At 44.6% G+C, this 13700-nt stretch carries 12 protein-coding genes; 8 read left to right on the top strand and 4 right to left on the bottom strand.

The genetic code is table 11. The features are described from left to right. Window positions 1-26: 26 nt before the first annotated feature. From gcvP to AAFX28_RS02645, 3 genes are all read right to left on the bottom strand, one after another. The gene (gene gcvP / locus AAFX28_RS02655; RefSeq protein ID WP_408685374.1) at window positions 27-2891 is read right to left on the bottom strand and encodes an aminomethyl-transferring glycine dehydrogenase; all 2865 of its coding nucleotides are present in this window, start codon (window positions 2889-2891) and stop codon (window positions 27-29) included. A 125-nt stretch (window positions 2892-3016) separates the two neighbouring features. Next, window positions 3017-3397, bottom strand: coding sequence for a glycine cleavage system protein GcvH (gene gcvH / locus AAFX28_RS02650; RefSeq protein WP_004411309.1), 381 nt, complete (start codon window positions 3395-3397; stop codon window positions 3017-3019). Between the two features lie 35 nt (window positions 3398-3432). After that, window positions 3433-4728 carry a serine hydroxymethyltransferase gene (locus AAFX28_RS02645; protein ID WP_408685372.1) on the bottom strand — a complete coding sequence of 432 codons (1296 nt, stop codon included), beginning with the start codon at window positions 4726-4728 and terminating at the stop codon, window positions 3433-3435. Between the two features lie 369 nt (window positions 4729-5097). Here AAFX28_RS02645 and AAFX28_RS02640 point away from each other — a divergent pair, with 369 nt between their 5' ends. From AAFX28_RS02640 to AAFX28_RS02620, 5 genes are all read left to right on the top strand, one after another. Then, window positions 5098-5721, top strand: coding sequence for a helix-turn-helix domain-containing protein (locus tag AAFX28_RS02640; RefSeq protein WP_408685370.1), 624 nt, complete (start codon window positions 5098-5100; stop codon window positions 5719-5721). Window positions 5722-5978: 257 nt separating this feature from the next. Continuing rightward, a complete protein-coding gene (gcvT, locus tag AAFX28_RS02635) occupies window positions 5979-7097 on the top strand; it encodes a glycine cleavage system aminomethyltransferase GcvT (protein WP_408686804.1) in 1119 nt (372 codons plus the stop codon). 107 nt (window positions 7098-7204) lie between these two features. After that, window positions 7205-8173 (top strand): S1 family peptidase, encoded by a 969-nt coding sequence (locus AAFX28_RS02630; RefSeq protein WP_408685368.1) that lies wholly within the window; start codon window positions 7205-7207, stop codon window positions 8171-8173. A gap of 78 nt (window positions 8174-8251) precedes the next feature. Further along, window positions 8252-9271: a S1 family peptidase gene (locus AAFX28_RS02625; RefSeq protein ID WP_408685366.1), complete on the top strand. Its 1020-nt coding sequence runs from the start codon at window positions 8252-8254 to the stop codon at window positions 9269-9271. A 152-nt stretch (window positions 9272-9423) separates the two neighbouring features. Further along, window positions 9424-10092, top strand: coding sequence for a LuxR C-terminal-related transcriptional regulator (locus tag AAFX28_RS02620; RefSeq protein WP_408685365.1), 669 nt, complete (start codon window positions 9424-9426; stop codon window positions 10090-10092). Window positions 10093-10151: 59 nt separating this feature from the next. On the opposite strand, the gene AAFX28_RS02615 is transcribed toward AAFX28_RS02620, so the two are convergent. Beyond that, window positions 10152-10415, bottom strand: a complete 264-nt coding sequence (locus AAFX28_RS02615; RefSeq protein WP_408685363.1) for a DUF3012 domain-containing protein — start codon at window positions 10413-10415, stop codon at window positions 10152-10154. A gap of 307 nt (window positions 10416-10722) precedes the next feature. On the opposite strand from AAFX28_RS02615, the gene rbsD reads away from it, so the two are divergent. From rbsD to rbsC, 3 genes are read left to right on the top strand one after another with little or no spacing between them, the layout of a single operon-like run. Beyond that, complete coding sequence (rbsD, locus tag AAFX28_RS02610) at window positions 10723-11142, top strand: D-ribose pyranase (RefSeq protein WP_408685361.1); 420 nt, start codon at window positions 10723-10725, stop codon at window positions 11140-11142. Between the two features lie 22 nt (window positions 11143-11164). Then, window positions 11165-12670 carry a ribose ABC transporter ATP-binding protein RbsA gene (gene rbsA, locus AAFX28_RS02605; protein ID WP_408685358.1) on the top strand — a complete coding sequence of 502 codons (1506 nt, stop codon included), beginning with the start codon at window positions 11165-11167 and terminating at the stop codon, window positions 12668-12670. After that, window positions 12667-13650 carry a ribose ABC transporter permease gene (gene rbsC / locus AAFX28_RS02600; RefSeq protein WP_408685356.1) on the top strand — a complete coding sequence of 328 codons (984 nt, stop codon included), beginning with the start codon at window positions 12667-12669 and terminating at the stop codon, window positions 13648-13650. Before rbsA ends, rbsC begins: the two co-directional genes overlap by 4 nt. Window positions 13651-13700 lie beyond the last annotated feature (50 nt).

Raw genomic sequence — 13700 nt, 5'->3', positions numbered from 1 at the left:
GCCTTTGTCTATTTATCTACTCAGAATTAATCTTCGTAGTTGTCGGTGCTTGGGCATGAACAGATTAGGTTACGGTCACCGTATACGTTGTCTACACGGTTTACTGTTGGCCAGTACTTCCAAGACTTCGTTGCTGGTGATGGGAAACAACCTAGCTCACGTGAGTACGGGCGATCCCACTCTGCTGCAGAAAGATCAACTTGTGTATGAGGTGCGTTAACTAGAGGGTTGTTCTCTAGTGGCCACTCACCGTTCTTCACTTTCGCCATCTCTTCACGGATTGCAATCATTGCATCACAGAAGCGATCTAGCTCTTCAAGGTCTTCAGATTCCGTCGGCTCTACCATTAACGTACCTGCAACAGGGAACGACATCGTTGGTGCGTGGAAGCCGTAATCCATTAGACGCTTAGCGATATCTTCTTCGCTGATGCCTGTCTCTTCTTTTAGTGGACGAATATCGATAATACATTCGTGCGCTACACGGCCGTTTGTGCCACGGTAAAGAACAGGGTAATGAGGACGTAGACGCTCCATAACGTAGTTCGCGTTTAGGATAGCCACTTTCGTTGCATCTGTTAGGCCTGCTTCACCCATCATTGCGATGTAAGCCCACGAGATTGGCAAGATCGAAGCGCTGCCTAGGTCTGCTGCTGATACTGCAAAGTCTTCACCTTCTACACCGTTCTCGATGTGACCTGGTAGGAAAGGTGCAAGGTGTGATTTAACACCGATAGGACCCATACCTGGACCACCACCACCGTGTGGGATACAGAATGTTTTGTGAAGGTTCAGGTGAGAAACGTCAGAGCCAATAAAGCCAGGAGACGTTAGACCAACCTGCGCGTTCATGTTTGCGCCGTCTAGGTAAACTTGACCGCCCGCTGCGTGTACCATTTCACACACTTCTTTCACTTGCTCTTCGTATACGCCGTGCGTTGAAGGGTAAGTGATCATGATGCTTGATAGGTTTTCTGCGTGCTTCTCGATCTTAGCAGCAAGGTCTGCCATATCGATGTTACCTTCGTCGTCACACTTAACCACAACAACTTTCATTGAAACCATTGATGCAGTTGCTGGGTTAGTACCGTGTGCTGAGCTTGGGATAAGACATACGTTACGGTGACCTTCACCACGGCTGTCGTGGTAGCGTTGAATCGCGATAAGGCCAGCGTACTCACCAGATGCACCAGAGTTTGGTTGTAGTGAGAAGTCATCGTAGCCTGTGATTTCACAAAGCTTTTCTTTTAGATCTTTTGCTAACGCAGAGTAGCCCGCCGCTTGTTCGATTGGGGCGAATGGGTGGATAGAGCCGAACTCAGGCCATGTCACTGGAATCATTTCAGCGGCAGCGTTTAGCTTCATTGTACAGCTGCCTAGTGGGATCATACCGTGAGTCAGTGAGAAGTCTTTGTTCTCAAGCTGCTTCAGGTAACGCATCATTTGCGTTTCACTGTGGTGTGTATTGAAGACTGGGTGAGTTAGGTACTCAGAAGTACGGCGAAGCGCTTCTGGGATAGCGGCAAACTCATTACCTGAAATTTCAGAAGAGAGAGCATTTACTTCTTCTTTTACGTCGAATACTGCAAACAGTGCTTCGATATCTGCCGTTGTCGTTGTTTCATCCAAGCTAACGCCTAGTTGAGTCGGCAGTTTGCGTAGGTTGATATCAGCTGCTTGTGCTTTCGCGTAAAGCGCGTCTGTCTGATCACCAGAATTGATGGTGATGGTATCAAAGAAGCTGTTGTGTGCTAGTTCGAAACCCGACTTAGTCAGACCAGCCGCAAGGATAGCAGTCATGTGGTGAGTACGACGAGCAATTGTGCGTAGACCTTCTGCACCATGGTAAACCGCGTAGAACGAAGCCATGTTTGCTAGTAGAGCCTGAGCTGTACAGATGTTTGACGTCGCTTTTTCACGGCGAATGTGCTGCTCACGAGTCTGCATTGCCATGCGAAGTGCTTGATTACCGTTAGTGTCGATAGAAACACCGATAACACGACCAGGCATTGTACGCTTGTGCTTATCGCGTGTTGCCATAAACGCAGCGTGAGGACCACCGTAACCCATAGGAACACCAAAGCGCTGAGCTGAGCCGATTACTACATCTGCGCCCATTTCACCAGCAGGTTTTAGTAGAGCCGAAGCTAGAAGGTCAGTCGCTACTGTTACGAGTGTTTTGTTCGCTTGTGCTTTTGCGATGATGTCTGTTAGGTCGCGTACTTCACCTGTGGTGCCTGGGTACTGAACTAGTGCACCGAATACATCTTGCTCTGGTAAAGACTCAAGTGAACCAACTTGAATGTCGAAGCCGATGTACTTAGCGCGAGTTTTTACAACTTCTAGCGTCTGTGGATGTACATCATCTGCAACAAAGAATACTTTGCTCTTGCTCTTACCAGCGCGCTTACATAGCGTCATTGCTTCGCCAGCCGCTGTTGCTTCATCAAGCAGTGATGCGTTAGCAATATCCATTGCTGTTAGGTCCATCACCATTTGTTGGTAGTTAAGCAGGGCTTCTAGGCGGCCTTGTGAAATCTCTGGCTGATATGGCGTGTATGCAGTGTACCAACCTGGGTTTTCAAGTACGTTACGTAGAATGACATTTGGCGTGAAGGTATTGTAGTAACCTTGGCCAATGAAAGTACGTTTGATTTGGTTTTGGTTAGCGAATTCGCGCATCGCAACTAACATATCTGCTTCGCTTTTTGCTTCAGCAAGAGTCATTGGCTTTTCTAGGCGAATTTGCGCTGGAACTGTTTCGTCAATCAATGCATCAAGGTTTGCTACATTGATTGCGTCCAACATTTTTTGTTGGTCAGATTTGTTTGGTCCGTTATGGCGTGCAACGAACTCATTTTGTGTGCTGAGGCTTTGAAGTAATTCAGTCATTGTCCTTTACCTACTCCGGAGTTCGGGTAACGGATGTGAGCGTTACTGATAATGTTAATTATACGTCCGAACTTAGAAAAAAAGCTGCCTACCGAGGCGGAGGGCAGCTTCTTAGTTTGTCCTAATTACTCGTCTTCGACTGAGTTTTCGTATTCTTCTGCATCTTTTAGATTGTCTAGTTCAGATGCATCAGACATTTTCACTTTAACGATCCAACCGCCTTCGTACGGTTCTTCGTTGATAAGCTCTGGGCTATCTTCTAGTTCTTCGTTGATTTCAACGATTTCACCAGTGATTGGTGCGTAGATATCTGACGCTGCTTTTACAGACTCAACTAGAGAGAAAGACTCACCCGCTTCGATTTCAGCTTCTACTTCTGGAAGGTCAACGAATACTACGTCACCTAGTAGTCCTTGAGCGTGATCAGAAATACCGATAGTTACTGTACCGTCACCGTTGTCACGTACCCACTCGTGGCTTTCTGCAAACTTCAGTGTCTTGTCCATTGCTAATCTCCAAATATAAATTTGATTAAAATTGTTTATTGGTAAAGAGGGAAACGACCGCACAGCGCTTTTACTTCTTTGCGCACGCGTTGTTCCACTTCAGCGTTACCTTCAGGGTTTTCTACTAGCCCGTCGAGTACATCGCCAATCCAATTACCGATGAGTTTGAATTCTTCTGCGCCAAAGCCGCGGCTTGTCCCCGCAGGGGTTCCCAAACGGATGCCCGATGTAATCATAGGCTTCTCAGAATCGAATGGGATGCCGTTTTTGTTACATGTGATGCCTGCGCGTTCCAGAGCCTCTTCAGCTTTGTTACCCTTCAAGCCCTTAGGACGAAGGTCAACCAACATTAGGTGCGTATCTGTACCGCCAGTCACGATGTCACAACCGCGAGTTTGCAATACTTCTGCTAGAACTTTTGCGTTATCGATCACTGAATCGATATAAGTTGAAAATTCTGGGCCTAATGCTTCACCAAATGCTACCGCCTTCGCAGCAATAACGTGCATCAGTGGACCACCTTGTAGACCAGGGAATACTGCTGAGTTAATTTTTTTGATGATATCTTCGTGGTTAGTCAGGATCATACCGCCACGAGGGCCGCGCAATGTTTTGTGCGTTGTTGTAGTCACGACATGTGCGTGTGGTAGTGGGCTTGGGTGGGCGCCAGTTGCAATAAGACCCGCAATGTGAGCCATATCAACCATTAGAATTGCACCGACTTCATCTGCGATTTCGCGGAACTTAGCAAAGTCGATAACTCGTGGGATTGCACTACCACCTGCAATGATCATTTTTGGTTTGTGCTCTACCGCTAGGGCGCGCACGTCTTCGTAGTTGATTTCAAGTGTCTCGCGGTCAACACCGTATTGAACAGCGTTAAACCATTTACCTGATAGGGCAGGGCGAGCACCGTGAGTTAAGTGGCCGCCTGCGTCAAGAGACATACCTAGAATCGTGTCGCCTGGTTGAAGAAGTGCAAGCTTTACTGCGCCATTTGCTTGTGCACCCGAATGAGGTTGAACGTTTGCGTATTCGCACTTAAACAATTGTTTTGCGCGTTCGATAGCAATCGCCTCTACCGTGTCTACATGTTCACAACCACCGTAATAACGGCGACCTGGATAGCCTTCTGCGTACTTGTTGGTTAAACAAGTGCCTTGTGCTTGCATTACCGCTTTAGAAACAATGTTTTCTGAAGCGATAAGCTCAATTTGTTCATTCTGGCGTGTGTTTTCCGCTTGAATTCCAGCGAATACAGCATCGTCTGTAGCAGCAAGGTTAGTAGAGAAAAAGTTCTCTAGGCTGTGGTTTTGAAACGGTTTGTTCATGGTAGATGACCTTCCATTCGTGCCGATGAGATTTTTTGTAGGGTATTTTTCTCATCAGTTCTAATTTATTACTGCTCTTCTCTCAGTAAGAACAGGCGAATTTCCATACCCCGAATAAAGTGGGGAAAAACGAATCCAATTGTTAAATCTGTCAATCAGTGGATTCGGAAATAACATCTCTACAACTAACAAGCTGGTAACATAGCGGTTGTCGAAGGAACAATCAACCAAAAATTTCCTATTGGAAACAAGGTTTCTATTTTTGTTAACAAGAGCACGGTTTATTTCTTGTTCAGATCTTTCCTCTATTTAATGCTTCGTGCACAATGAAAATGACACAGGACGTAGTAAGAACATTAAGAGGGAAGCATGCCCGAAGATATCTATGATGAGTATCCATCGCTGACATTGTCTAAAGAATCAGTGGACGAAAATATAGAGCCGCTAAAGCTTGGTAAGCGAATTAAAACTATTCGCGGCAAGCTTGGGATCACTCTTGAAGAGGCGAGTCAGCGAACGGGTTTAGCACGCTCAACACTAAGTAAGATTGAGAACGAACAGATTTCTCCAACCTTCCAAGCGATGCAAAAATTGGCGCTTGGTCTTCAAATAGATATGCCGCAACTGTTTGAGCCACCTAGAAAAAAAGTTGCTACGGGGCGCCGGGATATCACGAAAGCTAATCAAGGGAAACCGCATCCAACCCCAACTTACGAACATGAACTTCTCGCGACACAACTGTCGAACAAAAAGATGATGCCGTTCAAAAGTCAGGTGCATGCTCGCAATTTTGAAGAGTATGGAGATTGGGTTCGCCACGACGGGGAAGAGTTTTTGTTGATACTTTCTGGCTCGGTTATGTTCTATTCAGAGTTTTATGAACCGGTTGAATTGAACGAAGGTGACAGTGTTTATTACGATGCAAACATGGGACACATGCTGATCTCGACGAGTGAGCAAGATGCGCATATTCTTTGGGTCACAGCCAAATAAAGTAATGATGATGTAAATTTCATATAGTGAAAGCAAACGTTTGCTTTTGTTTTTTAGATAAGTAAAATAGCGCCATCTTGACGGTTAAACGTTCAAGGTGGCGCTATTATTTTAACTGTCCAATGTGAATATGATGTTAAATGTCACATTTTGAACTGTTCTCACCTTGTTAATAGTGCAAAATCTCTCCACTCGTGTTTATTATTGGAAACAAGGTTTCCTGCATGGAAAACGAACCTGACTAAACGGAGACAATGATGACTCAAGAATTACTGAAAACACCGCTGCATGCTCTACACGTAGAAGCGGGCGCGAAGATGGTTCCATTTGCTGGCTACGATATGCCAGTTCAATACAAACTAGGCGTAAAGAAAGAGCACTTGCATACGCGTGACGCTGCGGGTCTTTTTGATGTGTCGCATATGGGTCAACTTCGACTACACGGTGAAGGCGCAGCTGCGTTTTTAGAATCTTTAGTTCCTGTAGACATTATTGACCTTCCTAAAGGTAACCAGCGCTATGCCTTCTTTACTAATGATGAAGGCGGCATTTTGGATGACCTAATGGTGGCTAACCTTGATGATCATTTGTTTGTGGTGGTTAACGCTGCATGCAAAGAACAAGACATCAACCATTTAGAAGCGCATCTACCTTCAGGTGTGGAACTAGAAATCATTGATGACCGCGCACTGTTGGCACTTCAAGGTCCTAAAGCAGTAGACGTACTTAAGCGTTTTAATGCTCAAGTTGCGGACATGGTCTTCATGGATGTGAAAAAGCTTAATATTCTAGGTGTTGAGTGTATTGTTAGCCGCAGTGGTTACACTGGTGAAGATGGTTACGAAATCTCTGTACCGAACACTCACGCAGAAGAGCTTGCGCAAAAACTGACGGCTGAAGAAGAGGTAGAGTGGATTGGCCTTGGGGCACGTGATTCCCTACGCCTTGAATGTGGCCTGTGCTTATATGGTCACGACCTTGATACGACAACAACGCCTGTTGAAGCGAGCCTACTTTGGGGTATTCAGAAAATTCGTCGCATTGGTGGCGAACGTGAAGGTGGTTTCCCTGGTGCAGATATCATCCTTAAGCAAATCGAAACCAAAGATGTTTCACGCAAGCGCGTTGGCCTAGTTGGCCAAACGAAGGCTCCTGTACGTGAAGGCGCTGAGTTGTTTGATGCAGAAGATAACAAGATCGGTGTTGTGACTAGCGGTACAGCGGGTCCAAGTGCGGGTAAGCCGGTTTCAATGGCTTATGTACGATCAGATCTTACGGCTGTTGGCACTGAAGTATTTGCCGATGTACGTGGGAAAAAGTTACCAATGACTGTAGAAAAAATGCCATTTGTTCCTCAACGATACTACCGTGGTTAATCAAATGTGACGAGTCATTCGTTTATGTGCTAAAACCTCTCTTAGGAGAGGTTTTTTTGTATGTGGATTTACGTACAATGAGATGGATTTTATAAAAGGTAGTAATTATGAGAAGTATTCCTATTTTGCTTGCTACGCTTTGGGCTCCTAATGCTCTTAGTGCGGAGGTCACTCCTTATATTGTGAATGGTACAGACATAAGCGCGTCTGCTTATCCGGACTTTGTCAGTCTTTTTTATGATCGTATTGATTACGACGGTGTGTACGGTAGTGGACCTTATTGTGGTGGAACATTATTGTCATCTCAGTATGTTTTAACCGCAGCGCACTGTATTTATGGCGATAACAATTATCAATTATTTACATCGGTTGTACCTCAGTTACAAAACGAAAATGACTTTCCAAACTCGGTTCAACAGCGAGTGATGGTTAGCGAATACTATTACCGAAGTGATTACAACGATACGACGCTTGCCAATGATATTGCAATTTTGAAATTAGCTCAGCCGATTACAGCAGTTACTTCCTACGCAGACCTAGCGGAGACTGCGGATGAGCCGAACTATCGTCTGACCAGCCCAGTGCAAGACTTCTATGCAGTGGGACGCGGGAATACCGAGACTAATGTCGACTCGACGGATGAGCTTCAAAGAACTCTTCTTAGATATGTTACGAATGCTGATTGTGCCGGTATTTATCAGGGGGTAGATACAAGTGAAAACTTATGTATGAATGGTGCAGCAACGGTTGTTTACGAAAACGCGACCTGTCAGGGTGACTCAGGTGGTCCGTTATATTGGAATTCGAAACAGGTGGGGATTACCAGCTTTGGTCCTCAGGTCTGTGGGGATACGGATCTTAATGTTAGAGCCAACTCAATATTTACGGAAGTGTCTCACCACACAACGTGGATTAACTCAGTTTTAAATGGCAGTGAAACACCAAAAGTCACAGTAACTGACAGCCAACGTAACTTAGCTCTTAACCCTAGTTCTGGTGGCGGTGGTGGTGGTTCAATCGGATTGTTTCTGTTATCAGCACTTGGCTTTTTAGGGTGGAAAAGAGCGTCTAAATAGAATTACTTAGAGCGAATTCTTCTACACAACGAGGAGTAATAAACTAAACTAAAGGTTGGTTTCAAAGGATTTGATACTATGCCTAAGTTGTATTGGTTAGTTTGGTTACTGTTTTACTCCTCAATTTCTTCAGCTGTTGGAATTCAGCGTTATATCGTTAATGGTAGTAACGCGAACATTTCCCATTACCCCTCTTTCGCCAGTCTGTTTTATCGTTCGAACAATCTTTACAGCACGTCTTCTTATTGCGGTGCAACCATAATTAATCCAAGGTTTGCACTGACAGCCGCTCACTGCATCTATGGCGATGATAATCTGATGCTCTATACGGTTGTTGCTCCTCAGCTTGAAGATGAGAGCCATTTTCTATCTTCCCAACAAGCGAGAGCGAAAGCTTTCTACTACCCCGATAATTATGTTGATTCATCAGATGCGTTATGGAAAAACGATATAGCAATCATTGAACTTGAAACGGCGTTGTCCGTGTCTGATTACACCTCGCTGCTCAATACCAGTGTTAATGATACATTCGCTGCAAATGATGATTACAAGGCGGTTGGACATGGTTACATTGAGGGAAATGTAGCGGGGGGGACGCGGTTACTCGACACCTCTCTCACGTATGTGAATAACCAAACTTGCCAATCTATCTACGGTAGTGATCTAACGTCGAGCCAACTATGTTTTACTGGGCCTATCCAAGGCGGCTATCGCAACTCGACCTGTAATGGCGATTCTGGGGGACCAATCTATTGGTACAATGGCAGCCAATACATACAAATTGGTATTACCAGCTTCGGGCCAGCAACATGCGGTGACACCACTATCAATGTGACTTCAGTTTTTACGGATGTATATGATTATCAAGCTTGGATTGCGAGAGTCATCAACGGCCAAGAAGAACCCAAAACATACGTTGTTACTTCTGGGAGCACGAGAACTTTGGTTAACAATGATAGTGGCTCTATCAGTAGAGACGTTTCTTCAAATTCAGGAGAGAGCAGTGGAGGTGGGTTAAACGTGTTCAGCAGTTTGATTCTCGCGCTACTACTTTTAGTCAAGCATCGAGTCGCATGGGTAACAAAATGGCATAGTTAACATTTTTCTCACAATTAAGAAAATGCACTTAATCTCATGATTAATTTGTATGTTTTCTTCGATGTTGGAGGTTTGGTGTTAAACAACATGTTGACTATTTGTGTCTAAACGATAGTTTTAAGTCATCGATTAGATGTGCCGAGGTTTTTGCCATGACGAACAATGATGTTTACCAAATTACCCTTATTTCAGATGTTAGCATGCAGTCAAAACTGCTCAAGGATTCTCTGGAAAAAGGCCTTCCCATACAGGTTAATATTGTTTCTTCAGATGCATTGAGAGTTATGGAGTCCAGTGGTGGTAAACTCGATGACCTTGTTCTGATCGACTATCACTATTTAGATGATGCGAAGTTTGATGATTACAACAACGCTAAGACACAGAGTAAAGCAACAATCAAAGAGATTGTATTTAACTGCCCATCTGAAGCCCCTTCTAGTCAGTTGTTCAAATGGCGCAACCTGGTTGGCGTATTTTATATTGATGATGATGTTTCATTGCTTCTTAAAGGTATGGACAAGATCATGAATGATGAGATGTGGTTGTCGCGTAAAGTCGCACAAGATTACATTGAGCATTTCCGTTGTGCGAACACAGTAACGACCTCTCAAGCGTATGCGAATTTGACTAAAAGAGAGAAAGAAATTATGCGTCTTTTAGGTCATGGTGCATCCAATGTTCAAATTGCTGATGAACTGTTTGTCAGTGAAAATACAGTAAAAACACATCTGCATAATATTTTTAAGAAGATCAATGCCAAGAATCGATTGCAAGCTCTGTTGTGGGCGAACAACAATATTTCATTAGAAGAACGTGTGTAGTTATCAGCTAAATAATCGGTGAGTAAAAAGGTCTGATTAAATGTCAGACCTTTTTCTTTTTAGAATACACAGTGTTTCGTATAGCTTGCAGCGTCGTTGGCACTCCAATCACCTTTCGGTGTTTCTTCAAGGTCATTACACCAAGCTTCACTGCCGACAGCATCTTGTAGTACACAGTATTTCGCGTAGTCCACAGCGCCTTGAGCATTCCACTCACTTTTTGGTTTGTCGGCCATGTCATCACACCATGCTTGTGTGCCTACTTCTTCTTTACAGCCACTAAGTGCCAATAGAGCCAAGAAAGTAATGGTTATCTTATTCATATTCTGTTCCTAATCTTTTCTGGCGCAACTATACCGAAAAAGATCAATTCGTGGGTAGAGATAAGATAAAAATTAGCTGAAAACGGACAATCGAAACGTTTCGATAGGTGAGCTAAATCACTTTGTTTTGCTCTTTTGAAGTATCAAAGAGGATCAAATTCACACTCTATAAATTGTAGTCTCGTATTTTCTAGGTGAACGACTAAGATGTTATCGAAACGTTTCGATGAGTTTTTTCTCAATAAGAAAAACGATGAAAACGACAAGGCTCACGAAAGCTTGAGCGTGTATTCGATAGGTCGATGAAATGAAAAAAAGTACTCTAATAAACTCTGAACTTTCTTACTTGGTGGCGACATTGGGCCACACCGATGAAATCACTATTTGTGATGCTGGCCTGCCTATTCCTGACGACGTTCAGCGTATTGACTTAGCGTTGACTCATGGTGTTCCTTCCTTTCTGGAAACAGTCAAAGTGATCCTGAGCGAATCCCAAATTGAAGGTGTTGTGATCGCAGAAGAGTTTGCGACAGTCAGCCCAGCGCACCACGAAGCGCTAATCCAGCAAGTTAACGCTGAAAGCGAAGCAACTGGAAAATCGATCTCAGTGACTTATGTTTCTCACGAAGAATTTAAGGCTCGCACAGCTGACAGTCGTGCCGTCGTTCGTACTGGAGAGTGTACTCCTTATGCGAACGTAATATTTCAAGCCGGTGTGGTTTTTTAACCCGTAACTGAAAGGAATAATTATGACTCAAGCCATATTACAGCTGAGTTCGATTGAGAAGGCATTTCCGGGTGTGAAAGCACTTGATAAGGCCAGCCTAAATGTTTACCCGGGCCGTGTAATGGCATTGATGGGAGAAAACGGTGCGGGAAAATCGACCTTAATGAAAGTGCTTACGGGTATATACACCATGGATGCAGGTTCGATTCACTATCAAGGTGATCAAGCGGCATTCAAAGGGCCTAGAGACTCTCAACAAGCCGGTATCAGCATTATTCACCAAGAGCTTAACTTGATCCCTGAGCTAACCATCGCCGAAAACATTTTCCTAGGACGTGAATTTACCAGCGCATTTGGCGGAATTCAGTGGGGCAAAATGTATGACGAGGCCGATAAGTTACTTGCTCGCCTCAACGTAAAACACAGCTCAAAAACGCTACTAGGTGATCTGAGCTTAGGCGAGCAGCAAATGGTTGAAATCGCCAAAGCACTCTCATTCGAATCTAAAGTCATCATTATGGACGAACCGACGGATGCACTGACGGATACGGAGACGGAGTCACTGTTTAAAGTGATCAATGAGCTTCGTGAGCAAGGCTGCGGCATTGTTTACATCTCTCACCGTTTAAAAGAAATCTTTGAAATCTGTGATGACATTACTGTGCTCCGTGATGGCAAATTTATCGGTCAGTGCGAAGTAGCAGAAACCGATGAAGATGGCTTAATCGAGATGATGGTGGGCCGCAAGCTAGACGAGCAATATCCGCGTATCGATGTGACCCACGGTGAAGATTGCTTAAAGGTGGTCGGGTTAACCGGTTCAGGTGTTCATGATGTTAGCTTCACACTCAAGCGAGGAGAAATCTTAGGTATTTCGGGCTTGATGGGTGCAGGACGAACTGAGCTGATGAAGGTTATTTATGGCGCATTGCCAAGCGAGCGTGGCGTAATAAATCTAGATAACAAAACCATAAACCCAGTGAGCCCTCAAGATGGTTTGGCGAATGGCATCGCTTACATCTCTGAAGACCGTAAAGGGGATGGCTTGGTGTTGGGGTTGTCAGTGAAAGAAAATATGTCTTTATGCGCTTTAGACAAACTCACTAAAGGTGGACGAATCCTACATGGTGAAGAGGTTATAGCCGTTGAAGACTTCATCAAATTGTTCAACATCAAGACGCCAACCCGCGATCAAATTATTGGTAATTTATCAGGTGGTAACCAGCAGAAAGTCGCGATTGCGAAAGGCTTAATGACGAAACCTAAAGTCCTGATCCTTGATGAGCCAACTCGTGGTGTCGATGTTGGGGCGAAGAAAGAGATCTACCAACTGATCAACAAATTTAAAGCCGACGGTATGAGCATCATTTTAGTCTCATCTGAGATGCCAGAAGTGTTGGGCATGAGTGACCGCATTCTTGTGATGCATGAAGGTCGTATTAGTGGCGAGTTTGATGCAAAAGACGCCGATCAAGAAAAATTACTCGCCTGTGCCGTGGGCAAAAAGATTAATGAGGAAGCAGCATGAGTACCAATACCATGAGCAAACCAACCAATTCACACGCTAAAAAGTTGTTTAGCAAAGAGTGGCTGATCGAGCAAAAATCGCTGATCGCGTTACTGTTTTTAATCGTCGTCGTGTCATTTTTGAATCCAAACTTTTTCACTGTCGACAACATCTTAAACATTCTTCGTCAAACCTCGGTGAATGCGATTATCGCAGTGGGTATGACGTTGGTTATCTTAACAGCGGGCATTGACTTAAGTGTCGGCTCAGTCCTCGCATTATGTGGCGCGTTTGCCGCTAGCTTAATTGCGATGGAAGTACCTGTGCTGATCGCTATCCCTACCGCACTGTTTGCTGGTGCAGCATTGGGTGCGATTAGTGGCATTATTATCGCGAAAGGCAAAGTTCAAGCCTTCATCGCAACGCTGGTTACCATGACGTTATTACGTGGTGTCACCATGGTTTACACCGATGGCCGACCAATTTCTACTGGTTTTACTGACACCGCTGATGCGTTCGCATGGTTTGGTACAGGCTACGCACTGGGTATTCCAGTACCTGTATGGTTAATGGTGGTGGTATTTGCTTCTGTATGGTACGTGCTTAACCACACACGCTTTGGTCGTTATGTTTATGCTTTAGGTGGCAATGAATCAGCGACTCGTCTGTCGGGTATCAATGTTGACCGAGTGAAGATTGGTGTTTACGCAATCTGTGGTTTACTTGCAGCACTAGCAGGCATCATCGTTACTTCTCGACTTTCTTCTGCTCAGCCAACAGCCGGTATGGGTTATGAGCTAGACGCAATCGCGGCAGTCGTGCTGGGCGGTACCAGCTTAATGGGTGGTAAAGGCCGCATCATGGGCACATTGATTGGTGCTTTGATTATCGGCTTCCTGAATAACGCTCTGAACCTACTCGACGTTTCCTCTTACTATCAAATGATCGCAAAAGCAGTGGTAATCCTTCTTGCGGTACTGGTAGATAACAAAAACAAGTAATTCATAACTAATAGGGTCAGGCAACGACTTGACTCGCCCTACACAAAGGA

It is taken from the genome of Vibrio sp. TBV020, assembly GCF_046056895.1.
GTDB lineage: Bacteria > Pseudomonadota > Gammaproteobacteria > Enterobacterales > Vibrionaceae > Vibrio.
Note: the sequence above shows the minus strand (reverse complement) of the source record. Positions and strands in the feature narration are given on the sequence as shown.

Bases quoted from the DNA above. Each gene is read 5' to 3' on its own strand.
- gcvP (WP_408685374.1), bottom strand. From the start codon at position 2,891: ATGACTGAATTACTTCAAAGCCTCAGCACACAAAATGAGTTCGTTGCA.
- AAFX28_RS02620 (WP_408685365.1), top strand. From the start codon at position 9,424: ATGACGAACAATGATGTTTACCAAATTACCCTTATTTCAGATGTTAGC.
- AAFX28_RS02625 (WP_408685366.1), top strand. From the start codon at position 8,252: ATGCCTAAGTTGTATTGGTTAGTTTGGTTACTGTTTTACTCCTCAATT.
- gcvT (WP_408686804.1), top strand. From the start codon at position 5,979: ATGACTCAAGAATTACTGAAAACACCGCTGCATGCTCTACACGTAGAA.
- gcvH (WP_004411309.1), bottom strand. From the start codon at position 3,397: ATGGACAAGACACTGAAGTTTGCAGAAAGCCACGAGTGGGTACGTGAC.
- rbsA (WP_408685358.1), top strand. From the start codon at position 11,165: ATGACTCAAGCCATATTACAGCTGAGTTCGATTGAGAAGGCATTTCCG.
- rbsD (WP_408685361.1), top strand. From the start codon at position 10,723: ATGAAAAAAAGTACTCTAATAAACTCTGAACTTTCTTACTTGGTGGCG.
- rbsC (WP_408685356.1), top strand. From the start codon at position 12,667: ATGAGTACCAATACCATGAGCAAACCAACCAATTCACACGCTAAAAAG.
- AAFX28_RS02645 (WP_408685372.1), bottom strand. From the start codon at position 4,728: ATGAACAAACCGTTTCAAAACCACAGCCTAGAGAACTTTTTCTCTACT.
- AAFX28_RS02615 (WP_408685363.1), bottom strand. From the start codon at position 10,415: ATGAATAAGATAACCATTACTTTCTTGGCTCTATTGGCACTTAGTGGC.
- AAFX28_RS02640 (WP_408685370.1), top strand. From the start codon at position 5,098: ATGCCCGAAGATATCTATGATGAGTATCCATCGCTGACATTGTCTAAA.
- AAFX28_RS02630 (WP_408685368.1), top strand. From the start codon at position 7,205: ATGAGAAGTATTCCTATTTTGCTTGCTACGCTTTGGGCTCCTAATGCT.